The sequence below is a fragment of the Mycobacterium sp. E183 genome, assembly GCF_001667735.1.
GTDB lineage: Bacteria > Actinomycetota > Actinomycetes > Mycobacteriales > Mycobacteriaceae > Mycobacterium.
Genome location: NZ_LZJN01000106.1, coordinates 1 through 23,850 on the forward strand (window position 1 = coordinate 1; position 23,850 = coordinate 23,850).

21 protein-coding genes are annotated in these 23,850 nt (G+C 69.4%); 15 read left to right on the plus strand and 6 right to left on the minus strand.

Annotated features, from left to right (window positions below):
* The 4 genes from A5691_RS11025 to acsA all read right to left on the minus strand — a co-directional run.
* Positions 1-799 (minus strand): biotin/lipoyl-containing protein (locus A5691_RS11025; RefSeq protein ID WP_197694366.1); only part of this gene is annotated, 799 nt, incomplete at its 3' end.
* Positions 796-1,773 carry an alpha-ketoacid dehydrogenase subunit beta gene (locus tag A5691_RS11030; protein ID WP_067780321.1) on the minus strand — a complete coding sequence of 326 codons (978 nt, stop codon included), beginning with the start codon at positions 1,771-1,773 and terminating at the stop codon, positions 796-798. The genes A5691_RS11025 and A5691_RS11030, both read right to left, overlap by 4 nt.
* Positions 1,770-2,741, minus strand: coding sequence for a pyruvate dehydrogenase (acetyl-transferring) E1 component subunit alpha (gene pdhA / locus A5691_RS11035; RefSeq protein ID WP_067887165.1), 972 nt, complete (start codon positions 2,739-2,741; stop codon positions 1,770-1,772). The genes A5691_RS11030 and pdhA overlap by 4 nt, the downstream gene beginning before the upstream one ends.
* Positions 2,738-4,537, minus strand: a complete 1,800-nt coding sequence (gene acsA / locus A5691_RS11040) for an acetate--CoA ligase (RefSeq protein WP_067761155.1) — start codon at positions 4,535-4,537, stop codon at positions 2,738-2,740. The genes pdhA and acsA overlap by 4 nt, the downstream gene beginning before the upstream one ends.
* Before the next feature lie 177 nt (positions 4,538-4,714).
* On the opposite strand from acsA, the gene A5691_RS11045 reads away from it, so the two are divergent.
* The 12 genes from A5691_RS11045 (at position 4,715) to A5691_RS11100 (ending at position 15,598) form a co-directional block, all read left to right on the plus strand.
* Complete coding sequence (locus tag A5691_RS11045; RefSeq protein WP_067887168.1) at positions 4,715-5,701, plus strand: NAD(P)H nitroreductase; 987 nt, start codon at positions 4,715-4,717, stop codon at positions 5,699-5,701.
* A gap of 42 nt (positions 5,702-5,743) precedes the next feature.
* A complete protein-coding gene (locus tag A5691_RS11050; protein WP_067761152.1) occupies positions 5,744-6,013 on the plus strand; it encodes a DUF1918 domain-containing protein in 270 nt (89 codons plus the stop codon).
* A gap of 7 nt (positions 6,014-6,020) precedes the next feature.
* The gene (locus A5691_RS11055; protein ID WP_067761150.1) at positions 6,021-6,260 is read left to right on the plus strand and encodes a hypothetical protein; all 240 of its coding nucleotides are present in this window, start codon (positions 6,021-6,023) and stop codon (positions 6,258-6,260) included.
* Between the two features lie 156 nt (positions 6,261-6,416).
* A complete protein-coding gene (locus A5691_RS11060) occupies positions 6,417-8,456 on the plus strand; it encodes an erythromycin esterase family protein (RefSeq protein WP_156675510.1) in 2,040 nt (679 codons plus the stop codon).
* Between the two features lie 22 nt (positions 8,457-8,478).
* Positions 8,479-9,465, plus strand: a complete 987-nt coding sequence (locus A5691_RS11065; RefSeq protein ID WP_067887242.1) for a 1-phosphofructokinase family hexose kinase — start codon at positions 8,479-8,481, stop codon at positions 9,463-9,465.
* A 65-nt stretch (positions 9,466-9,530) separates the two neighbouring features.
* On the plus strand, positions 9,531-10,301 hold the full coding sequence (locus A5691_RS11070; protein ID WP_067761147.1) for a universal stress protein: 771 nt from the start codon (positions 9,531-9,533) through the stop codon (positions 10,299-10,301).
* Position 10,302: 1 nt separating this feature from the next.
* Entirely contained in the window at positions 10,303-11,127 is an 825-nt protein-coding gene (locus tag A5691_RS11075; protein ID WP_067761145.1) for a universal stress protein, read from the plus strand.
* Between the two features lie 58 nt (positions 11,128-11,185).
* Complete coding sequence (locus A5691_RS11080) at positions 11,186-11,857, plus strand: response regulator transcription factor (protein ID WP_067761143.1); 672 nt, start codon at positions 11,186-11,188, stop codon at positions 11,855-11,857.
* A gap of 184 nt (positions 11,858-12,041) precedes the next feature.
* Positions 12,042-13,691: a GAF domain-containing protein gene (locus tag A5691_RS11085; protein WP_197508434.1), complete on the plus strand. Its 1,650-nt coding sequence runs from the start codon at positions 12,042-12,044 to the stop codon at positions 13,689-13,691.
* 85 nt (positions 13,692-13,776) lie between these two features.
* The gene (locus A5691_RS11090) at positions 13,777-14,304 is read left to right on the plus strand and encodes a GNAT family N-acetyltransferase (RefSeq protein WP_067887177.1); all 528 of its coding nucleotides are present in this window, start codon (positions 13,777-13,779) and stop codon (positions 14,302-14,304) included.
* 12 nt (positions 14,305-14,316) lie between these two features.
* The gene (locus A5691_RS11095) at positions 14,317-15,195 is read left to right on the plus strand and encodes a universal stress protein (RefSeq protein WP_067887179.1); all 879 of its coding nucleotides are present in this window, start codon (positions 14,317-14,319) and stop codon (positions 15,193-15,195) included.
* A gap of 34 nt (positions 15,196-15,229) precedes the next feature.
* Entirely contained in the window at positions 15,230-15,598 is a 369-nt protein-coding gene (locus A5691_RS11100; protein WP_067887182.1) for an STAS/SEC14 domain-containing protein, read from the plus strand.
* 7 nt (positions 15,599-15,605) lie between these two features.
* On the opposite strand, the gene A5691_RS11105 is transcribed toward A5691_RS11100, so the two are convergent.
* The gene (locus A5691_RS11105; protein WP_067887186.1) at positions 15,606-16,400 is read right to left on the minus strand and encodes a universal stress protein; all 795 of its coding nucleotides are present in this window, start codon (positions 16,398-16,400) and stop codon (positions 15,606-15,608) included.
* Between the two features lie 120 nt (positions 16,401-16,520).
* Complete coding sequence (gene otsB / locus A5691_RS11110) at positions 16,521-20,225, minus strand: trehalose-phosphatase (RefSeq protein ID WP_231968726.1); 3,705 nt, start codon at positions 20,223-20,225, stop codon at positions 16,521-16,523.
* Between the two features lie 118 nt (positions 20,226-20,343).
* Here otsB and A5691_RS11115 point away from each other — a divergent pair, with 118 nt between their 5' ends.
* From A5691_RS11115 to A5691_RS11125, 3 genes are all read left to right on the plus strand, one after another.
* Positions 20,344-21,231, plus strand: coding sequence for a universal stress protein (locus A5691_RS11115; protein ID WP_067887245.1), 888 nt, complete (start codon positions 20,344-20,346; stop codon positions 21,229-21,231).
* 15 nt (positions 21,232-21,246) lie between these two features.
* Positions 21,247-22,707: a bifunctional aminoglycoside phosphotransferase/ATP-binding protein gene (locus tag A5691_RS11120; RefSeq protein WP_156670280.1), complete on the plus strand. Its 1,461-nt coding sequence runs from the start codon at positions 21,247-21,249 to the stop codon at positions 22,705-22,707.
* Between the two features lie 107 nt (positions 22,708-22,814).
* Complete coding sequence (locus tag A5691_RS11125; protein WP_067761127.1) at positions 22,815-23,804, plus strand: NAD(P)H nitroreductase; 990 nt, start codon at positions 22,815-22,817, stop codon at positions 23,802-23,804.
* Positions 23,805-23,850: the final 46 nt, after the last annotated feature.

Genomic DNA, 23,850 nt, shown 5'->3' on the forward strand with positions numbered 1-23,850 from the left:
CAACGGATTCTGGCGGGAAGACGGGTTCGAGCCCGCCAACGGCGTTCACGTCGGGGTCGGGATATCGCTGCGCGGCGACGCCGACGGCCTTGAGCAGCAGGACGGCCGGCAGCACTCGTTCGTCGATCGATCGCTGCGCGTTACGCGTCGTCAACCACGACAACGACTTCTCCAGCATGATTTCTTCGGCCAGGTAGTAGTGCGGGATCTCCCGCTTGGACCGGCTCATCGCCGCGGCGATCGACTTGCGCATCTGTGTCGCACGGTCGGCCGCCGTCGGCTTGGTTCCCGGCTGGGCGACGGGCTTGGACGCGGCCGGCTTGGCCGCCGCGGCGTGCTCGACGTCGTTGATGGTGACCGCCCCCTGGGGGCCGGTGCCCGTCACCGCGTCGATGTCAACGGCCAGCGACGTCGCCAACCGCCGCGCGGCGGGCGAGACCCAGCGGCGCCGCCCCGGGGCGGCCGGGGGAGTTCGGGGGGTGGATGGGGCCGTCGGCGGCGCGGTCGCCGGCTTGGCGGCCGCCTTCGGCGCCGGCGTGGCCTCGGGCCGCTTCTCCGCCGTCTCGCCGGCCGTCAGGGTGGCCAAAGTCGTTCCCACCTGGACGGTTTCGCCCACGGGCACGACGAGCTCGTCGACGATGCCCTCCTGCCAGCATTCGACCTCGACCGCGGCCTTGGTGGTCTCGACGATGGCCACGACCTGGCCGCGCGTCACCTTGTCCCCGGGCTTGACCAGCCACTCGTTCAGGGTGCCTTCATCCATGTCGGAGCCGAGCGAGGGCATCTTGAATTCGATCACGGCTGTTCCCCGAACAGGCTCTGCACGGCGGCGACGATCTTGGCGGTCTGCGGCAAAGCGGCCTCTTCGAGGTGCTTGGCGTAGGGAATGGGCACCTCGGCGCTGCACACCCGCGCCACCGGCGCGTCCAGGTCGTAGAAGGCGCCCTCCATCACGCGTGCGGTGACTTCGGCGGCGAGGCTGCCGGTGCGCCAGGCCTCGTCGACCACCACCGCGCGATGCGTCTTGCGGACCGATTCCAGGACCGTGGTCTCGTCGAGGGGGCGCAGCACGCGCAGATCGATGACCTCACAGTCGATTCCGGCCAGGGACAACTCGTTGGCGGCGTCGAGCGTCTTTGGCAGGCAGCCGCCGTAGGTGATCAGCGTGACGTCGGCGCCGGTGCGGCGAACCGCCGCGTGCGAGATGTCGGTCGGGGAGAGGACGTCGACGTCGGTCGAGGTGTTGTAGAGCTGAACGTGCTCGAAGATCACCACCGGGTCGGGGTCCTCCAGCGCGGGCGCCAGCATGCCGTACGCATCCTCGACGGTGGCCGGAGCCAGCACCTTGATGCCCGGAATGTGGGCGTACCACGGCTCGAGACTGTGCGAATGCTGCGCGGCGAGCTGGCGACCGGCGCCCGTCGCCATGCGCACGACGATCGGCACGGAGAACTGCCCGCCGGACATATGACGCAGGGCCGCGGCGGTGTTGACGATCTGGTCGAGCGCCAGCAGGCTGAAGTTCACCGTCATGACTTCGACGATCGGCCGTAACCCGTTGAGGGCCGCGCCGATTCCGATTCCGACGAAGCCCAGCTCCGACAGCGGCGTGTCGCGCACGCGCTCCGGGCCGAATTCTTCCAGCAGGCCCTTGGAGGCGGCGTACGTTCCCCCATAACGCCCCACGTCTTCCCCCATCACCACGACACGCGGGTCATCACGCAGGGCGTCGCGCAGGCCGTCGTGCACGGCGGTTCGATAGCTGGTCTTCATCGCATTGCCTCTTCGGTCAGCACGTCGCGCTCGAGATCCGCCACGTCCTCCCACGTTCCGGCCTCGGCGTAGGCCACCGCGGCCTCGATCTCGGCGACGGCCGCGTCTTCGATCTCACGCACCTCGGCGTCGGAGAGCGTGCCGTCGCCCACGCACTTGTCGGTGAACGCCTGGATCGGGTCGCGCTCGCGCCATCGCTCGACTTCCGCCTTGTCCCGGTACAGTTCCGGGTCGAACATCGAGTGCGCGCGGAACCGGTAGGTGCGGAATTCGATGAAGAACGGGCCACCGGTGTCGCGAACGTGGTCGACGCCCTGCTGCGCGGCGGCATGGCATGCCTCGACGTCCATCCCGTCGACCGCCAGCGTGGGAACCCGGTACGCGGCCGCCTTGACGGTCAGGTCGGTCTGCGACTGGGCGCGGTCCAACGCGGTGCCCATCGCGTAAAGGTTGTTCTCGCAACAGAACAGCACCGGCAGGTTCCACAGCACCGCCATGTTCAGCGACTCGTGGAACGCGCCCTCGGCCACCGCGCCGTCGCCGAAGTAGCAGGCGGTGACCCGCTTCTGCTGCAGCATGGCGTCGGCCAGCGCGATGCCCACCGCGAGCGGCAGGCCGCCGGCGACGATGGCGTTGCCCCCGTAGAACCGCTTGGCCGCGTCGAACAGGTGCATGGAACCGCCGCGGCCCCGCGAGCAGCCCTCCTGCTTGCCGAACATCTCGGCCATGATCGAGGTCATCGGGATGCCACGCAGCAGCGCGTGCGCGTGTTCGCGGTACGTCGCAACCACCGCGTCGTCGTCGGCCAGTGCGCGCAGGGACCCCGCGGCCACGGCCTCCTCGCCGACGTAGAGGTGCAGGAATCCGCGAATCTTGGCCGCGCTGTACAGTTCCGCGCACTTCTCCTCCATGCGCCGCACCCGGATCATGTCGGACAACAGCTCATGGGCCAGTTTCGTATCGGTCATGATGGCACCCCTTCGGCGTGCTGGACGGGGCGCTGCTCGATGGTGGATGTATCACCTTCGGGCAGGCCGAGTTCGCGGGCCTTCAGCAGGCGCCGCATGATCTTGCCGCTGCTCGTGTGCGGCAACGAGTCGACGAATTCGATCTCCTTGGGCGCCACCGTGGCCCCGAGCCGTTTGCGGGCGTGGCCCATCAGTTGCAGCCGCAGGTCCTCGTCGGCCAGGACGCCGTTCTTCAGCGTGACAAAGGCTTTGACCATTTCGCCGACCGTCGGATCGGGTATGCCGATGACGGCCGCCTCGGCGACGGCGGGGTGATCGGTCAGCGCGCTTTCCACTTCGAACGGACCGATCAGGTGTCCGGCGGACTTGATCACGTCATCCTTGCGGCCGACGAACCAGAAGTAGCCGTCGGCGTCCTTCTTCGCGAGATCCCCGGACAGGTAGAGGCCGTCGGCGAACGCGTTGCGGTAGCGCTCTTCGGCGTTCAGGTAACCGCGGAACATCGATGGCCAGCCGGGCCTGAGCGCGAGCTCACCCTCCACGCCGGGTTCGTCGACGACCTCGACGGGCCCGTCGTCGTCGCGGTGCACGATGAAGGCGTCGACCCCGGGCAGCGGCCGGCCCATCGACCCGGGCTTGATGTCGAACGCGGGTGTGTTGGCGATCATGATGCCGCCCGTCTCGGTCTGCCACCAGTTGTCGTGAATCGGCAGGCCCAGCACCCGCTTTCCCCACCAGACCGCCTCGGGGTTGAGCGGCTCGCCGACGCTGGCGATGAACCGAAGCCGCGGAAAGTGGTAGCGCGCGGGCAGTTCCGGTCCGGCCTTGATCAGCATCCGGATGGCGGTCGGTGCGGTGTACCACACGGAGACGCCCTGGTCCTGCAGGATGTGGTACCACCGTTCGGCGTCGAATTCCGCCTCGTCGACGATGGAGGTGACCCCGTGCAGGAGCGGGCTGATGATGCCGTAGGACGTGCCGGTCACCCAACCGGGATCGGCTGTGCACCAATAGGTGTCGTCGGGATGCAGGTCGAGCGCGTACAAGCCGGTGACGTAGTGCATCACGACGGCGCCATGCACGTGGATGGCGCCTTTGGGCGTGCCCGTGGTCCCGCTGGTGAAGTGCAGCAGCGCCGGGTCGTCGGCGGTGGTCGGTTCGATCGGCGCGTTCTCGTCGGCCGCGTCCAGCCATTGCCAGAAGTCGAGCGTGCCCGGCGGCGCGCCGCCGCCCTGGCCGTCGTCGACCACGAAGACGTGCCGGAGCGAGGGGAGCCGATCGCGGATCTTGGCGACCTTGCGCTGGTAGATCGCCCTCGTGGTTACCAGCACGTCGGCCTGCCCGATGTTGACTCGGGTGGCGATCGGCTCCGGCCCGAAGGCCGAGAACAACGGTGAGACGACGCTGCCGTTGCGCAGCGCGCCCATCATCGCGATGTAGAGCTCCGGGGTGCGGCCCATGAGCGTGAAGACGCGGTTGCCCTTGTTGATGCCCAACGAGCGCAGCGCGCTGGAGAATCGCCGGGAGAGCCGGCCGAGCTCGGCGTAACTGAGGTCTTGGGTGGCGATCACGCCGTCCCAGGGCCGGTCCGGGACGAACCGCAGGGCCGTGCGCGTGGCGGCCGGACCAGCGGTGTGACGATCGACGGCGGCGTAGGCGATGTTGCACAGGCCGGGGCCCATGCCCTCGCACGGATCCGGCACATCGGACCAGTGGAACTGGGCGCGCTCGTGTTCGTAGTCCGTGAGGTTGGGCCGAACGGAGAAGTCGGTGGCCGTTTTGCGGATGACGTCCATGACAGGGTCCTCGCTTCGGGTAGTCGCCTTCATCGTTTGCCGCGGGGCATCGCCGCAATAGAGACAAAGGTCATCAGTCGACCCCGGGTCCAATGACCCGACGCTGGGGACCAAGGACCCTGGCGCGCGCTGCCCGCATGCCCGAGGGTCCAGGTAGGAAAGGAGGGGCGACGAGCGATGACCCCGACGTTGGTCGACACCAAGGTGCTCACCAGGGCGGTGGAGCTGGCCTGTCGCGCCCCTTCGCTGCACAACACCCAGCCGTGGCGATGGGTCGCGGGCGGCCCGAGCGTCGACCTGTTTGCCGACCCGGACCGCACGGTGCCCTCGGCCGACGGCTCCGGCCGCGAGTCGATCATCAGCTGCGGCGCGGTGCTCGACCATTTCCGGGTCGCGATGGCGGCCGACGGGTGGGCGACGAGCGTCGACGAGTTTCCCAACCCCAACAACCTCGACCACCTGGCCTCGGTCGACTTCCTCCCGACCGACTACGTCGCCGCGGCCCGGCGCGATCGCGCCGCGGCGATCCTGCGCCGCCGGACAGACCGGCGGCCGTTCGGCGCACCGAGGGACTGGGCGTCGTTCGAGCCGGTGCTGCGGAGCGCCTTCGACCCCGGCCTGGTCTCCCTCGACGTGCTCGCCGACGACGCGCGGCCGCGGCTGGTGGAGGCGGCGCGTCTCACCGAGGCGCTGCGCCGCTACGACGACGTCTATCACCACGAATTGCGTTGGTGGACAGCGCCGGGCAGGCACGACGACGGCATCCCCACGGCCGCACTGGTGAGCGACGCGCAGCGGCGCGCCGTCGACGTGAACCGCCGGTTTCCCGCCGACGCGAACGCCCGGCCCGGTTCGGCGGGACTCCAAGATCAAGCGGAGGTGCTCGTCCTGTCCACCCCGGGAGACACCCGCGCGGACGCATTCCTGTGCGGCCAGGTGCTTTCCGCGATCCTGCTGGAATGCACCATCGCGGGTCTGGCGACGTGCACCGTCACCCACGTGACGGAGTTGCCGGCCAGCCGCGACATGGTCCGTCAGCTGATAGCCGACACCGAAGCGGTGCCCCAGGTCTTGATCCGGGTGGGCACCGCCTTCGCGGGCAAGGGCGGCCCGGAACCGACGCCGCGGCGGCCCCTCGGCGATGTCTTGGAGATACGCCGCTAGGGCGGCCCGGATTATGGCCATGGATTTCGAAGGGAGTCGACGATGATTGCCGATGCCGGGGACTGGCTCGTCATCAAGAGCGGCACGATCGGTCGCCCGGATCTGCGCGGGCTGATCACCTCCGTGCGTTCCCCCGATGGTGAACCGCCCTACCGGGTGCGGTGGCTAGCCACCGGGGAGGAGGCGACCGTGTTCCCGGGCCCGGACGCCATCGTCGTCACCGCCGCCGAGCAGCAGGCCGCCGACGAGCGGGCACGAGCACGATTCGCCGCGGTGCAGGCCGCCATCCGGGATCACAGCCGAGTCGGGTAGCAGCCAAATGCCTTCTACCACAGACGGATGCCCGTCGATAACCGACGCCGACGTCGACGAGCTCGCCTTTGAATTTCTGCACTCGCCCTACGCCGGCCACACCTACGTCGACTGGCGTTTGGACCAGCGCCTCGACGGCTTCCTGCGCCACCGCGGGCTCGTGCGGCTCACCCAAGACGGTGACGCCTACGGCCTCATCCTCAACCGGGTGATGGCCTACATGGCCGAGCTGCGCCGGAAACGGTGACCCGACGAACGACCCGTAAGCCTGGGACTTCGGTCCCTACCGCCGATTACGGCGGACTGGTCGGATGAAAGTTGTCAATGGTGAAAGGGATCGAGGAGATTGCCATGGCGACCCTTCCCGTCCGCCCGCCGAGCGGCCTAGTGACCGCGGTGCGCGATGACCAGAGCAGCTGACGCGACCCGGCGCTCGCCGCGCCGCGTGTTCCGCGACCGCAGCGAGGCCGGCCGGGTGCTGGCCAACCTCCTCGGGGCCTACCGCGATCGGCCAGACGTGATCGTGCTGGGTCTGGCGCGGGGCGGCATACCCGTCGCGTGGGAGGTGGCGGCGGCGCTGCGCGCGCCGCTGGACGCCTTCATCGTGCGCAAGCTCGGCGCGCCCGGCCACGAGGAATTCGCGGTGGGAGCACTGGCGAGCGGGGGCCGCGTGGTGGTCAACGACGACGTCGTGCGTGGCCTGCGCATCACCCCGCAGGAGTTGCGCGCGGTCGCCGAGCGTGAGGGTCGGGAATTGATTCGGCGCGAGGCCGCCTACCGCGACGGGCGCCCACCCGTGGAGGTGGCCGGCAAGACGGTCATCCTCGTCGACGACGGATTGGCCACCGGCGCAAGCATGTCCGCGGCGGTGCAGGCGCTGCGCGAAGCCGAGCCGGCGCACATCGTCATCGCCGTGCCGGCGGCCCCCGAGTCGACGTGCCGGGAATTCGCCGGGCAGGTCGACGACGTCGTGTGCGCGAGCATGCCCACCCCGTTCCTCGCGGTCGGGGAGTCCTTCTGGGATTTCCGCCAGGTCACCGACGACGAGGTCCGCCGGCTGCTCGCCACGCCGACGACCGGGGCGTCGCGGGGCGCCGCGGCGCGGACACCGGCCGACGTGATCAGCCGGGTCGCCATCGACGCGCCGGCGGGCGTGCCGCCGCAAGCGGCGCTGGACGCGCTCGTCGGTGACGCGCGCATCGTGCTGATCGGCGAAAGTTCGCACGGCACACACGAGTTCTACGAGGCCCGGGCCGAAATCACCAAGTGGCTGATCGAGGAGAAGGGTTTCTGCGCCGTCGCGGCCGAGGCGGACTGGCCCGACGCCTACCGGGTGAACCGCTACGTTCGCGGCATCGGCGAGGACACCACCGCCGACGAGGCGTTGAGCGGCTTCGAGCGCTTTCCCGCCTGGATGTGGCGCAACACCGTCGTCCGTGACTTCGTCGAGTGGCTACGCACGCGAAACCGGCTGCACGAGAACAACGGCCAGCGGCAGGCCGGCTTCTACGGCCTGGATCTCTACAGCCTGCACCGGTCGATGCGGGAGGTGATCGGCTACCTGGACAAGATCGACCCCAAGGCGGCGGCGCGGGCGCGGGAACGCTACGCCTGCTTCGACCACGCCTCGGCGGACGACGGTCAGGCGTACGGCTTCTCGGCGGCCTTCGGCGCGGGCCCGTCGTGCGAGAAGGAAGCGATCGATCAACTCGTCGAGATCCAGCGCAACGCGCTGGCCTACGCGCGCAGGGACGGCCTGCTCGCCGAGGACGAATTGTTCTACGCCCACCAGAACGCCCAGACGGTGCACAACGCGGAGGTGTACTACCGGGCGATGTTCAGCGGCCGGGTCACCTCGTGGAACCTGCGGGACAAACACATGGCGCAGACCCTCGACGCACTGCTCAAGCATCTGGACCGTCACGACGACGTGCCGTCCGCGCGAATCGTGGTGTGGGCCCACAACTCCCACGTAGGCGACGCCCGCGCCACCGAGGTGTGGGCCGACGGACAACTCACGCTCGGCCAGCTGGTCCGGCAGCGGCACGGCGACGAATCCCGCCTGCTCGGCTTCAGCACGTACGCGGGCACCGTCACCGCCGCCAGCGACTGGGGCGGCATCGCCGAACGCAAGGTCGTCCGCCCGGCCCTCAACGGGAGCATCGAAGAACTCCTGCACGAAACGGGCAGGGCGGCGTTCCTGGTGTCACCGCACCTCAACCCCGGGGCCGCGGAGCCCCTCGGCGCGGTGCGCCTGGGGCGTGCCATCGGGGTGATCTACCGCCCCGAGACCGAACGGCAGAGCCACTACTTCCACGTCCGGCCCGCCGACCAGTTCGACGCGATGATTCACATCGACCGGACGCGGGCGTTGGAGCCGTTGGAGGTCACCAGCGTGTGGATCGCCGGCGAGACGCCGGAAACGTACCCGAGCGGCCTCTAGGCACGAAGCGATGGAGATACAGATGCCGGCCGATCGGGCGCTGAGCCGAAGAATCGTCACGTTGACCATGAATCCCGCGCTCGACATCACCACGAGCGTCGGCGTGGTGCGGCCGACCGACAAATTGCGCTGTTCGGCGACGCGCTACGACCCGGGCGGCGGCGGCATCAACGTCGCGCGGATCGCGAAGGTCCTCGGCAGCCCGGTGCTGGCGGTGTTTCCGGCGGGCGGGTCGCACGGTGGCCTCGTCACCACCCTGCTCGGCGAGGCGGAGGTGCCGTTCCTGCAGATCCCGATCGCCGCCCAGACCCGCGAGAGTTTTTCCGTCAACGAGACCAGCACGGGCCAGCAATACCGGTTCGTCCTGCCGGGCCCGGAGCTCAACGCCTTCGAACAGGAGCAATGCCTCGCCGAACTGCGGGCCGCCGCCCAGACGGCCGAAGTCGTCGTGGCCAGCGGCAGCCTGCCGCCGGGCGTCCCGGCCGACTACTACCAGCGGGTCGCCGACATCTGCCGGGAGCTGGGCGTGAAGCTGATTCTGGACACCTCCGGCGGCGGCCTGCAGCACATCTCCTCGGGCGTGTATCTGCTCAAGGCGAGCGTACGCGAGCTGAGGGAATGCGTCGGCCGCCGACTCGCCACCGAGTCCGAGCAATTGGCCGCCGCCCATCAGCTGATCGACAGCGGCCACGCACAGGTCGTCGTGGTGTCCCTGGGGTCCTACGGCGCGCTGCTCGCGACAGGCCATGCCAGCCAACGCTTTCCGGCGGTCCCGATGCGTAGCGGCAGCGGCGTCGGGGCCGGCGACGCGATGGTCGCCGCGATCACGGTGGGTATCACCCGTGGGTGGCCGCTCGCCAAATCCGTTCGGTACGGGATCGCGGCGGGCGCGGCGATGCTGATGACGCCCGGTACGGCGGTCTTCGAGCGCGTCGACGTGGAGCGGTTGTTCGAGCTGGTGGCCGAACCCGCGGAGGTGGGGCCGAACGACTTCGCAGCTGGGGCCTAACGGCCCCTCCGTCGCGGGGCGCCGGCGCAATAGCCTTGAAAGCGAATGGAACCCTAGGAGCCGACATGAACCAGCTGGACGCCAAGGCCGTGGTCGTCGGCGTCAACGGCTCGAAAGCCGCGGTGAACGCCGCGAAGTGGGCGATCGACGAGGCGATCGGCCGGCAGATGCCGCTGCGCCTGGTCTATGTCATCCCCCCACGAGGGGGCCACGCCGGGTCGGGCCCCACCTCGGAATGGGAGGTCGAACGCGGCGAAATCGCGCTGTGCGAAGCGGAGTCCGCCATCCAGAGCGAGCGCAAGGCGGTCGAGATCGAGACGGCGATCGTCTCCGGTGACCCCGCGCAGGCGTTGATCGACCAATCGCTGGACGCCGCCCTGGTGTGTGTCGGCACCGCCAGGCGGGGATGGGCGTCCGACGGGCTGTTGGGCCCGACCGCGGCCGGCCTGGTGGCGCGCGCGCACTGCCCGGTCGCGATCATCCGCACCAATCCCGACGGGTCGCCGACGGAGCTCGGGGTGATCGCCGTCGTGCTCAACGACGAGCCCGACAACGACGAGGTGGTACACCAGGCCATGGAGGAAGGGCGCCGCCGCCACGCCACCGTCCGGCAGATCGACCGGCGGCTGAACAGCTGGGTCCGCCGCTACCCGGACGTCCACGTCCAGACCGTCGCTGCGGGCACCGGCGCCAGACCCAGCGAGAAGCCCGGTGGCACAATCGAACTCGCGGTGGTCGGCAGTGCCGATGCCGACGAGATCGCGGGGCTGGTCACCCCGAACTGTCATCCGATCGTCGGCTACCCCGACTGCTCGGTGCTCGTGGTTCGCCACTGAGATGACGGAGACCGCCCGAACCGAGTCGGTCGTCGCCGGTATCGATGGTTCCAAGGCGGCGATCCGCGCGGCGCTGTGGGCGGTCGACGAGGCGGTGAGTCGTGACGTTCCGCTGCGTCTGCTCTACGCGACCGAGGCCGAAGGCGGCGAACAAACGGCGGAGCTCGCGGTCGGCCAGGCGGTCAGCGCGATCCGCGCCGCGGGCAGGCCGGTGGCGATCGAGACGGAAATCGTCCACGGACCCGCGGTCGGGTCGCTGATTCGTTCGTCGGCGTCGGCGGTGATGGTCTGCGTGGGAGCCGTCGGGCTGCGCCACTTTCAACCGGGCCGGGTCGGCTCCACCGCCGCGGCGCTGGCCGTCTCGGCGCACTGCCCGGTGGCGATCGTCCGCGGCCGCGACGACCACCACCGGCAATCCGGAGGAAAGGCGGTCGTCGAGATCGACGGGTCCCCGGACTCGGTGCTGCTGGACGCGGCCGTCGACGAGGCGCTGTTGCGTGGCGCCGCGCTCCAGGCGGTCGTCTCGCGGCGCACCGCGCAGAGCGAGCATGGCGTGTGGGGCAGCGAGGCCGATCGGCGGGCGCTCGCCGACCTCGATCGCCGGCTCGCCCGCTGGAAGCGAAGCCATCCGCAGCTGCGTGTCGAATCCGTGGCGATCCACGCCGGACTGCTCGAATACCTCGCCGCCCCGGACGGGCCGGTGGGGTTGGTGATCGTCGGCGCCCACAACCGTCGGCACGTGGCCGAACTCGTCGGACCGGTCGGCAGCTCGGTGATGCAGGACGCCCGGTGTTCGCTGTTGGTGGTGAATCAGCAACATTTGTGAACTCGGACGATGATGGATGTGTGATATTGAGGTCATACGACCATCGGAAGGGTTCTTAATGGTCAAGGTTTTCCTGGTCGACGACCACGAGGTCGTCCGGCGCGGTCTCGCCGACCTCCTGGCGTCGGACCCCGAGCTCGAAATCGTCGGCGAGGCGGGTTCCGTCTCCGAGGCGAAGGCGCGTATCCCGGCGCTGCAGCCCGACGTCGCCGTGCTCGACGTGCGGCTTCCCGACGGCAACGGCATCGAGCTGTGCCGGGACCTGGTGTCCGATCACCCCGACCTGCGGTGCCTGATGTTGACGTCCTTCACCTCCGACGAGGCGATGCTGGAGGCCATTCTGGCCGGCGCCAGCGGCTATGTGGTCAAGGACATCAAGGGCATGGAGTTGGCCCACGCCATCAAGGAGGTGGGCGCGGGCAAGTCGCTGCTGGACAACCGCGCCGCGGCCGCGCTGATGGCGAAGCTTCGCGGCGCGGCCGAACGCGAAGACCCGCTGTCCGGCCTCACCGAGCAGGAGCGAACGCTGCTGGGGCTGCTCAGCGAGGGCCTCACCAACAGGCAGATCGCCGCACGGATGTTCCTCGCCGAGAAGACGGTGAAGAACTACGTGTCGCGGCTCCTCGCCAAACTCGGCATGGAGCGCCGGACCCAGGCGGCGGTGTTCGCGTCGAAGCTGGATCAACGGCCCGGCCATTCCCAACCGCCAGCGGACGCGCCTGCCGACTAGCCGGCAACCGCAACACGTCACGTCATCGACGGGAACTCTTCGCTTGGGCGCTTGACAAATTGCGACTACGCTGATTTTGCCATCTGACATTGAGCAAAAGTGTCGTGGAGGTTTTGACGGGTTGAGGAGCGACGACGGCGGCTCGGCATTCGCCGGACTCGGCCAGCGCGGGCTGGTCGGGAGGATGCACGAGCAGCTCGACGAGTTGCTGGCCGCCCGCGACCAGATGGAGCAGTTGCTCCGCGTCATCGTCGAGATCGGTGCGGGCCTCGACCTCGACGCCACGCTGCACCGGATCATCGGCGCCGCCCGCAAGCTGACCTCGGCCCCCTACGGCGCGCTGGCCATCCGTGACCTCGAAGGAAACTTGCTGCGCTTCGTCCACGAGGGCATGGACGCCGACACGGCCTCCCGCATCGGTCACCTGCCGTTCGGCAAGGGCCTGCTCAGCCTGTCGCTGCTGGACACGCCGGCCCTGCGGATGACTGATCTGACCGCCCATCCGGCCGCCGTCGGGTTCCCCGAACACCATCCTCCGATGCGCGCCTTCCTCGCGGTGCCGATCACCATCCGGGGCAACGTGTTCGGCAACCTCTACCTCACCCACGTCGATCCGGTGCGGGTGTTCTCCGAATCCGACGAGGTGGCCGCCCGCGCGCTGGCATTCGCCGCCGCCGTCGCGATCGACAACGCGCAGGTCTTTCAACGCGAGCGGACGGCCGTCAAGTGGATGGAGGCCAGCCGTGAGATCACGACCGCCCTGCTCTCCAGCGCCGCTCCGCACCGGCGCCCGCTGCAGCTGATCGCCGAACAGGCCCGGGTCCTGACCGACGCCGAACAGGCGATCGTCCTGGTGCCCGGCGATCCCGACCTGCCCGACGACGAGGTCGACACGCTGGTGGTCTCCGCGGCCGTCGGGGTGCACGCCGACGAGGTGGTCGGCCAACGGGTGCCCGTGGACGCGTCCACCAGCGGCACCGTGTTCCGCTCGGGCGAACCGCTGATCACCGAGACGTTGCGGTACCCGATTCAGGCGTTCACCGACGTCGGGCAGCGCCCGGCGATCCTGATGCCGCTGCGCGCCCGCGACGAGGTCGTCGGTGTCATCGCGATCGCACGTGGCGCCGACCAGCCGCCGTTCGACGACAGCTACCTCGATCTGGTCAACGACTTCGCCACGCACGCCGCGATGGCGCTGGTGCTCGCGTCGGCCCGCGACGACGCGCGGCAGCTGAGCATCCTGGCCGAGCGCGAGCGCATCGCGCACGATTTGCACGACCACGTCATCCAGCGGCTTTTCGCCGCCGGCATGGACCTGCAGGGAACGCTCGCGCGGGCGCGCTCCCCGGAGGTCGCCGACCGGCTCAACCGCACCCTCGACGACCTGCAGACCATCATCGAGGAGATCCGCACGACGATCTTCCAGCTGAAATCCCCGATGGGTAAGAACGGCGACTTCCGGCGCCGCATCCAACAGGTGGTCGCCGATCTGACCGAGAATCGCGACGTCGTGACCACCGTGCGGATGCACGGACCGATGACCGCCGTCGGCGGAGAGCTTGCCGACCACGCCGAGGCGGTGGCCACGGAAGCCGTCAGCAACGCCCTGCGCCATTCCGGTGGATCGCGCCTGACCGTCGAGATCAGCGTCGCCGACATGTTCGTCCTGGACATCATCGACAACGGCTCCGGCATCCCTGTCGGCAACACGCGCAGCAGCGGCCTGGGCAACATGCGGCGCCGCGCCGAACAACTCGGCGGTGCCTGCGAGATCACCGGCCCCCCGGAGGGTGGCACCCGGGTGCACTGGGTCGCCCCGCTCATCGATCAGTAACGTCGCCCCGGCGGGACCAAAGGGGGGCGGCCCTTGGGCCTAACGGCCCTGCCCGACGGCGCCGCCCCGGACTACCGTCGGGGTCGTGAGTGATCGGTCGGTGGACGCGGCGGAATCTGCTCGGCTGCTCGACGGACGCCTGGTGTCGTTGCGCGCTCTGACCGTTGCCGACGCCGAGGCCGTCTTGGCGCTGCATGAGCAGCTGTCCGACTATGACCGGTACTTCCGCTTCTTCACGCTGCAGCTGTCACCGCTGCATGAGCTCGTCGCGAAGCTGACCGGGCCCGCGGATGGTTTGTACGCGCTGGGCGCCTTCGACGCCGACCGGCTGATCGGCGTGGCGCACTGCGTCGTCGTCGACGATCCGCAGGTGGCCGAGGTGGCGATTGTGGTTGCGCACCAGGATCATTCGGTGGGCGTGGGCACCACCTTGCTCAAGCACCTGGCCCCGATCGCTCGGGCGCATGGCATCGATCGGTTCGTCGCCGACGTCCTCGAAGAGAACCACCCGATGCTCACGGTCTTCTTCGATCTCGGCTGGCCTTGCCGGCCAATCGATCACGGCTCGGTTCGCCATCTCGAGATCGAGCTGCCCGAATTCGACGGCGTGTAGAGGAGCAGAACAATGACGCAGAGCGCGACGAAATACGGCGTACTGGTGTGTGTCGACGGGTCGGCGGCATCCGACGCCGCCGTGGCCTGGGGGACGCGGGAGGCCCTCATGCGTGATCTGCCCATCACGCTGGTGCACGCGGTTCCCCCCGTCGTGGTCGGATGGCCGGTGGGCCAGCTGTACGCGGACATGCCCGAATGGCAGCACGACAGCGCCCAGCACGTCATCGACCAGGCCCGCAAGACGCTCAACGCCAGCGTCGGCGACTCCGCGCCGCCCGAAATCCACACGGAGACCAGGTATTCAGCCATCGTTCCGGCACTTGTTGAGGCCTCCAAGGATGCCCGGATGATCGTCGCCGGAAGCCAGGGGCTGGGCGCGGTGGGTCGCCTGCTGTTGGGCTCGGTGACCACGGGACTCGTGCACTACGCCCACTGCCCGGTCGCGGTGATTCACTCCGCCGAAGGGTCGGCGCCCGATCCGGCCGCGCCCGTGGTGCTCGGCATCGACGGCTCCCCGGCGTCGGAGGACGCGACCACGCTGGCCTTCGACGAGGCCTCCCGCAGGCGGGTCGGCCTGGTGGCCGTGCACGTCTGGAGCGACGTGGGGGTGTTCCCCATCCTCGGCATGGACTGGCGCGACCGCGAGATCCAGGCGGCCGAAACCCTCGCCGAACGCCTGGCCGGCTGGCACGAGCGGTATCCCGACGTGCGAGTCGAACGGAAACTGTTCTGCGACAAGCCGTCCGAGTGGTTGCTCAAGGAATCCGAACGCGCCCAGCTGGTGGTGGTCGGTAGCCGCGGCCGTGGCGGATTCCCCGGAATGTTGCTCGGCTCGGTGAGTTCGGCCGTCGCGCAGTCGGCTCGGGTGCCCGTGTTGGTTGTCCGTTGAGAAGAAGAACCTTGCGCGTGAGGGAGGCTCGTAAATGATCGAACTGTTGCCGAACATGCCGGAGAAAGTGATCGGCATCCGGGTGTCGGGCCGGCTGCGCGGCGACGAGCTGCGTGACTTCAAGCCCCGGATCGAGCGGGTGCTTGAGACCGGCGAGGTCCGCATCGTCGAGGTGATCGCGCCCGATTACGAGGGATTCGGGCCGGGCGGATTCCTCGAGGACCTCAAGCTGGGCTTGGGCACCGTGCTGCCGCACCACGCGGCGTTCAAGCGGATCGCGGTGGTCTCCGACAAGGACTGGGTCGCCCATGTCCTGCACGCCGTCGCGTGGCTGGTCCCCGGCGAGTTCGCCATCTTCTCATCCGACGAGCTCGACAGCGCCACCGAATGGGCGGCCGGGTAGCTCGCCGTCAGTCACGCACGACGAGCACCGAACACCCCGCGTTTCCGCTCGGGTGCGCGGTGATCGGTCCCACGATCCGGGCGACCTTGTCCGCGTCCTCGCCGCCCACCACCGCGAGCTGAACCGGCTCGGTTGTGTGCGTGAGGAATTCGGCCGCGCCGCGCCTGGCCGCGGCGGGCTGGACGTGCACCTCGCGGTGCTGCGCCACCCAGGGGCCGAGCCGCTGCTCGAGCTGGCTGTAGGGGATCTCGCCGAGGCCCCACCGCCAGACGCCCATCGCCAGGATCGGCGCCTCACGCAGGCGGGCCTCGCGGAAGCCGTGTTCGAGCACGGCGTCGTTGCCGGCCGATTCCCCGACGGCGACGGCGACGAATCCGTCATCCGGCTCGGCGCCACGGCTGCGGATCACGGCCACCGGGCAGCGCGCCTTGTGCGCCAGGGTTTCCGCGGTCGAGCCCAGGACCTTACGCGCCACCCAGCCCGTGCCGACAGAACCCACGCAAACCATTGCGGCACTGCGTGATTCGTCGATCAGCGCGTCCTCGGATGAGCCGCGCACGATGTCGCACTCGATCTTCACCTGCTGACCCGTGGCCTGAAGCGCCGCATCGGCGGCGCGCAGCGCGGTTTGGGCGTATTGGATGTCCAGGCTGTCGTCGCCGGCGTTCCGCCGGGGGACGGCGTGAATCAGCCGGAGCGGGACGTCACGGCTGACGGCCTCGGCGGCGGCCCACTTGGCCGCATTGATCGCGGCGTCCGAGCCGTCGATACCCACCACGATCCGCTGCTGCGGATTGTTCATCGCGTCCTCCCGGAGACTGGCCAGCGGACCCTGAAGGCCCGGCACTGGTCACGTTATGGGGGCGCGGCGCGGTTCAGCAGGGCCGTTCGGCCCCCGTTCGCGGGCATTGGTCACCTGACCTCAGGCGACCTCGACCGTGCGCCCGGGTAGCAGCTGGTGCACGCGGCCACGGCATTCCACCGTGACCGATGCGCTGTTGCCGGCCTCGGACGTCAGCTCGGCCGCCCGCCCGCTGACCCGCAGGTGCAGCCGTTCGCCGCGATAGACGAACGGAAACTCGATCGGATCCAGCGCCTTCGGCCACTGCGGGCTCAGGATCAACCGGTCGTCGCGGGTCTCCAGTCCGGTGAAACACCGTTGCAGCAGATCGATGCTGCCGGCCATCGCGGCCAGGTGGATACCCTCCGCCGTGGTGCCGCCCTGGATGTCGACGATGTCGGACGCGAGCACCTGCACGAAGTACTTCATGGCGTGGTGCCGGTTGGCGCGGGTGAGCACCCATGAATGGACCAGGGCGCTCAGCGTCGATCCCTCGGAGGTGCGCGCGAGGTAGTAGTCCACCGTCTCAGGGATCCGCTCCGGCGCGAAGCGGTAGCCGAGCCGGCCCAACAGAGCCAGCAACTCGTCCGACGACAGCAGGTAGAACAGCATCAACACGTCGGCCTGCTTGGACGCCTTGTAGTTGTTCACACTGTCGTTCTCGGCCTCCAGGATGCGGTCGAGCCGCTGGATGTTGCCGTAGCGCTGCCGGTATTGGTCCCAATCCAGTTCCGCCAGTTGCGAATAGCCCTCGAACTGGCTGATCACGTTGTCGTGGAACGGAACGAACATGCGCCGCGTCACGTGCTCCCACCGGCCGAGCTCTTCGCTCGTCAGGTCGATCTTGCCGACGAGGTCCAGGCGGTCCCGCAGCGGGAGCAGGTCCAAGGCGTCCATCGCCCGCAGGATGGTCCAGACCGCCATCACGTTGGTGTATGCGTTGTTGTCGATCCCGTCGTATTCCTTGCCCGGATAACCCGAATGGAACTCGTCGGGGCCGACGATGCCCTTGATCGTGTAGCGGCCGCGCGTCTCGTCGAAGCTGGCGAGCCCGACCCAGAAACGCGCGATCTCCACCAGCATCTCGGCGCCGTAGTCGACGAGAAACTGCCGGTCTCCGGTCACCTGGTAGTGCTGCCAGGTGTTGTAGGCGATGGCCAGACCCACGTGGTGCGCCCGGGCGCTGGCATCCGGATTCCAGCGGCCGGACTCCGGGTTCAGGTGCACCTCCTGGCTCACCTCGCGTCCGTCGCTGCCCGACTGCCAGGGGTACATCGCACCCAGATAACCGGCCCGGTGTGCCGCCCGGCGGGCCTCCGGAAGGCGCCGATAACGGTAAATCAGCAGCGAGCGTGCCACATTGGGCATGCGCACGCTCAGCACCGGGGAGACGAACAGCGAGTCCCAGAACACGTGTCCGCGGTAGGCCTCGCCGTGCAGGCCCCTGGCCGGCACACCGGCGTCGAGTTCGGCGGTGTGTGGCGAGAGCGTCTGCAGCAGGTGCACCAGGTGCAACCGCAGGATCCGCAGCGCGTCGGCGCCGTCGGTCAGGCCGATCGCGCATTGTTCCCACAACAGGTCCCAGGCGCGGGCGTGCTGACGATGCAGCTCGGCATACCGGCCGGCGGCATCGAGATGTAGCTGCGCGGTGCTCGCCGGCTCCGATATCGCGTTGTCCCGGCCGGTGAAGACGGCCGCGATCTTTTCGCAGGTGACCGATTGACCCTCGGCCAGCGCCACCTGGATGTCGTGGCCGCCACGGTCGGGCTCGGCCACGACCTTGTACTGGGCGACGGCTCGGGCGTCATCGCACCACACGGTGGTGCGAGCGGCCACCGCGATGGCGATGCGAGACTGCGACGTCTCGGTCCGCAAGATCACCGATTCGTCGGCGAATTCGTCGATAGCCGGTGACGTGAGGTGTCTGCTCGACAGCGAACGGTAGCGCTCGACCATGGTGTTGCCCACGCCGCCGTCCAGCAGGGACCGGAACTCGACGGTGCCCGACCAGTTCTCCGCGACGACCGTCGTCTGCAGGGCGAGCAGATGCGGCTCGTGCATGGATGCGAACCGCTGTTGGGTCATTCTCGTGATCTGGCCCGCACCGTCGGAGAATCGCAGCGTGCGCGTCAGCGTCGCGTGCCGCAGGTCGAATGTCTGCCGGTAGGACAACAATTCGGTGTCGTCGATGTGAAACCACGGCCCGCCGTTGATCCGGAAGGTCAACGGCAACCAGTTGGGCAGATTGACCAGGCTTTCGTTCTCGATCGTCCGGCCGGCGACCCGATCGGCCAGCGTGTTGTAAACCCCGGCCGCATACGTCCCCGGGTAGTGCGCCGCGCTTGCGGTGGCCTCCGGGGCGCAGCCGCGGCTGGCGACGTAGCCGTTGCCGACGGTGCACAGCGTTTCGCGCAGCCGCTCGTAGGTGGGGTCGTAACCCTCATAGACCAGTTCCCACGCGTCGTTGGGTGCGGCGGCGGCCTCGTGCAGATCGTCGGCCAGCCGCCGGACGAAGTCGCGGACGGCGAACGGATCGGCCAGGCTGACGAACGCGGCCGATGGGCGATCCCCATCCTCGTTGTGCCGCACCACAATTCCGACTCCGTCGAATTGGACCGCATCGAAGGCGTCCTCGTCGGTGATGTCGTCGCCTACGTAGATCGGCAACACCGCATCGCCGCCGGTTCCCTGGATTTGTTCGAGGATCCAGTTGAGCGTCGTGCCCTTGTCCCAGTCGAGGCTGGGGCGCAGTTCGATGACCCTGCGACCCATCGTGATCCGCAGGCATTCGGATCGCGCGAGCTTGCGTACCGCCGCGATCACCCCATCGACCCGTTCGGAGTCGACGTGGCGGTAGTGGACCGCGACCGCAAACCTCTTGCGCTCCAAATGGATTCCCGGGACACCGGCGAGCAGCTCCGTCAACCGGTCGGCCGCACGCGCCAGCGCGTCGATGGCGCCGAGGGCGTCGGCGTTGTCGTGGTGGGTCCCGTCCGGTGCGACGAGCTCGAAACCGTGGCTGCCCGCGTACCAGATCCCGTCGACGCGCACGCGGTCGCGAAGATCACCCACCTCGCGTCCGCTGACCACCGCGACGGGGCACTCCGCCGCGAGCGCGCGCAGCGCTTCGGACGCACCCTCGACCGGTGTGGCGGACGCCGGCTGGGCGACGATCTCGGACAGCGTGCCGTCGAAGTCGAGAAAAACCGCCGGCCGCCGGCTGGCCACCAGCTCCTTCAGCTGGCTGTAGACACCCGTCGCGTCCGCGATGGTCGACAACGGTGAGCCCCCGCGCCGCACCGTGATCCCGGCGAAGTCGGCGACGATGGCGTCCGCCCCGAGGGACAGCAACCCGTCTCCACCCCCGTTGCGCTCGAGGCCGATGACGAGCCCGAAGCCGTGGTCCCGGCCCGCCGCGATTCCCCCTTCGTCGCAGTCGACGAGGACGCAACGGACCGGGCGCACCCCCAGGCGCGCCACCGCCACGGTCAGCGCCGCGTCCCCCTGCGCGGCGGACTCGGCCGGGCAGACGGCGACGTCCACCAATTCCTCAATTCCCGCGGCGCGCAACAGGGGTGCGCATTCGCGGCCCGAGGAATAGACGGCGGCGGCGATGCCGGCCTCGCGCAGCCGCCGCAGCAGCACGGCGGTCGAATCGCGGGCCTCGACGACGTCCGGCGAGGTCTGTTCGATCACACAGTCGAGCCCGAGGATCACCGCGTCGTGGTAGCGCCCGTCCACGGTGACAGGCCATTCAGTCATTGCTGTGACGATGCCACAGCGCACGCGGCCGTCAAGGCCCGTCGGCGCAGGGGGGCCTCATGGCCATGCGGTTGGTGACTAAAGCCTCATGATCGACGGTCGGTCGCGCCATAGCGTTTTGGGGGAGGAGAGGGAGAACATCATGTCCGCAATGGCAAACCGCCACGGCATCGTCGTCGGAATCGATGGGTCGCCGGCTTCGAACGCCGCCGTCTGTTGGGCGGCCCGTGACGCGGCGATGCGACACGTCCCGCTGACCATCGTCCACATGGTGAACGCGATGGTGCCGATGTATCCGGCCCTCCCCCTGTCGACGGGCGTGGCCGTGTGGCAGGAGGAGCAAGGCCGAGAGGTGCTCGAGCAGGCGGTCAAGATCGCCGAGGACGCCGTCACCACCGACCGCAAGATCGACGTCCGAAGCGAGCTGCGTTGTGCGCCCCCGGTGCCCACGCTGGTCGAGATGTCCAAAGAGGCCGAGATGGTCGTCGTCGGAAGCAACGGACGCGGCGCGGTGGGCAGGCTGCTGCTGGGCTCGGTGAGCAGCAGCGTGGTCCGCGGCGCGCGCTGCCCGGTCGCCGTGATCCGCGACGAGGATCCGCTGATGGAGCACCCTCAGCAGGCGCCGGTGCTCGTGGGCATCGACGGCTCGCCCGCCTCGGAGGTTGCGGTGGCCGTCGCTTTCGACGAGGCGTCGCGTCGCGGAGTCGGGCTGACCGCCCTGCACGCGTGGAGTGACGTCGACGTCTTCGAACTGCCCGGGGTGGACTGGTCGGCGGTGAAGGGGGAAGCCGAGCGGAGCCTGGCCGAACAGCTGGCCGGCTGGCAGGAACGTTATCCCGACGTCACCGTGCACCGGGTCGTCGTATCCGACCGGCCCTCGCGGCAGCTCATCGAACAGTCGGAGTCCGCCCAACTCGTCGTCGTGGGCAGCCACGGCAGGGGCGGCCTGTCGGGCGTGTTGCTGGGCTCGGTCAGCAACGCCGTCGTCCACTCGGTCCGCATGCCCGTCATCGTCGCCCGACCGTCGTAGGGTCGCGCCGCCGCCGTGCCGTTTCTCGATGTGCACGAAACCCACACCGGCGTCGTCATTCTCGCCGGCGACCGCGCATACAAAGCCAAGAAGCCGGTGCTGACCGACTTTCTCGACTTCCGCGCGCCGCAGCAGCGCGAGCACGCCTGCCGCCGGGAGGTCGAGCTGAACGGCCGGCTCTCGCCCGACAGCTACCTCGGCGTCGCCCACCTCACCGACCCGCTCGGCGGGCCGGCCGAACCGGTCGTGGTCATGCGGCGCTACCGCGACGAGGACCGCCTCGCGCACCTGGTGGCCCACGACACCGCGGAGTCCGTGCACCGCGTGCTGGACGCGGTCGCGGCCGTGCTGGCCCGCTTCCACGAACGCGCCGAGCGCGGCGAGCGGATCGACGCCCAGGGCGAGGCCGGCGCGATCGAGGGGCGCTGGCGGGAGAACCTGTCCGAATTGGAACGCTATGCGAGCCAGTCGATTCCGGGGGTCGAGGCCGACGACGTCGACCTGCTGCGGCGCCTGGTGGCCCAGTTCGTCGCCGGGCGCTCGCGGCTGTTCGAGCGGCGCATCCGCGAGGGGCGCATCGTCGACGGGCACGGCGACCTGCTCGCCGACGACATCTTCTGGGTCGGTGGCAGCCCCGCGCTGCTGGACTGCCTGGAGTTCGACGACCGGCTGCGCCACGTCGACTGCATCGACGACGCCGCCTTCCTCGCGATGGACCTGGAGTTTTTGGGCCGCAAGGACTTCGGCGACCACTTCCTGAGGCGCTACGCCGAGCACGCGGGTCGGGCGGCGCCACGGGCGCTGGCTGACTTCTACATCGCCTACCGGGCCGGGGTGCGGGCCAAGGTGGACTGCGTCCGGGTTTCGCAGGGCAGCCCAGGCGCGTCCGGCGACGCCGCGCGCCACCTGGCCATCGCCACCCGGCACCTGCAGAGCGGCACCGTTCGGCTGGCGCTCGTCGGCGGCAACCCCGGCACCGGGAAGTCCACCGTGGCGCGCGGGCTGGCCGAATCATTTGACGCTCAGCTTATTTCCACCGACGACGTGCGCCGGGAGCTGAGGGACTCGGGTGCCATCGCCGGTGAGCCCGGCGTGCTGAACGCCGGGCTCTACAGCCCCGACCAGGTGACGGTGGTCTACGAGACCGCGCTGAGCCGCGCGCGGCGGTTGCTGGGCGAGGGGCACTCGGTGATCCTCGACGGCACCTGGCGCGATCCGCGGACGCGCGAGCAGGCTCACCGGCTGGCCACCGAGACGCATTCGGCGCTCGTCGAATTCGTGTGCTCGGCGACGGCCGACGTGGCGGCCGACCGGATCAAGACCAGGCCCGCGGGCACTTCGGAGGTCACCCCGGAGATCGCCGCCGCCCTGGCCGCCGGGCATGCCGACTGGGTCGGCGCGCACCGGATCGACACCTCGCGGCGCCCCGACCTCGTCGCCCGCGAGGCGCACGACCTCTGGGCGCGCACGACATAACGCCCTCGGCAGGTGCCAACGTCCCGGCCGTCGGGGACCAACGGCCCTGCCCGCACCCGCGCACGGCGCATACAGTTTGCCTCACCGAAGTCGACGAAACGGTGGACATGGACGCGAAAGTGCCGACCGAGCAGGTCATCCGGGACGCGGTGACCCTCGCGTGCCGCGCGCCTTCGCTGCACAACAGCCAGCCCTGGCGGTGGGTCGCCGACGGCACGAGGCTGCACCTGTGGGCCGACCCGCACCACGCGATGCACGCCACCGACCACACCGGCCGGGAGCTGATCCTGAGCTGCGGGGCCGCCCTCGACCACCTAAGGGTCGCCATGGCCGCCGCGGGCTGGGAAAGCGTCACCGAACGGTTCCCCACCGAGGGCAGGCCGGATCACCTCGCGAGCGTGGGCTTTCTGCCCGTGGAGAACGTGACGCCGCAGCGCCGGCTGCGGGCCGAAGCCATCCTTCGCCGCCGCACCGACCGGCTGCCCCTGGGCGCACCGGCCGCGTGGCCCACGCTGCATGCGGCCCTGATCCGCGCGGTGACACCATACGACGTTTCACTGGACGTGGTCGACGACGACGAGCGGCCGAGGCTGGCCGAGGCGTCGCGGCTCACCGAGCAGCTGCGCCGAAGCGACACCTCCTATCTGACCGAATTACGTTGGTGGACATCACCCTTCGAAGCGAACGCCGAACACGTGCCCGAAAGCGCTCTGCTGTCCAGTTCCGAGGCCGCGCGCGTCGACATCGCCCGCGCGTTCCCGCCGGCGGGTGGGGGCCGCCGCCGCGCCTCCATCGAGGCGGACCACTCCAAGATCGTGGTCCTGTCCACCCGTCACGACGATGCGCCGACCGAGGTGCTGCGCTGCGGTGAGGCGCTGTCGGCGGTGCTGCTCGAATGCACTGTGGCCGGCATGGCCACCTGCACGTTGACCCACATGACGGAGATGTCGCAGAGCCGCGACATCATCAGGCAGATCACCGGCGGTTCCGGCCAGCCGCAGCTGCTGATCCGGGTCGGCCGGTCACCGGCCGGGGACCCACACGCGAAACCCACCGCCCGGCGTCCGGTGACCGAGGTCCTCGAGATGCGTGGGTGACCGGACATGCCCAGGACCACCGCAAGGACGAAGCCAAGGAGGTGTC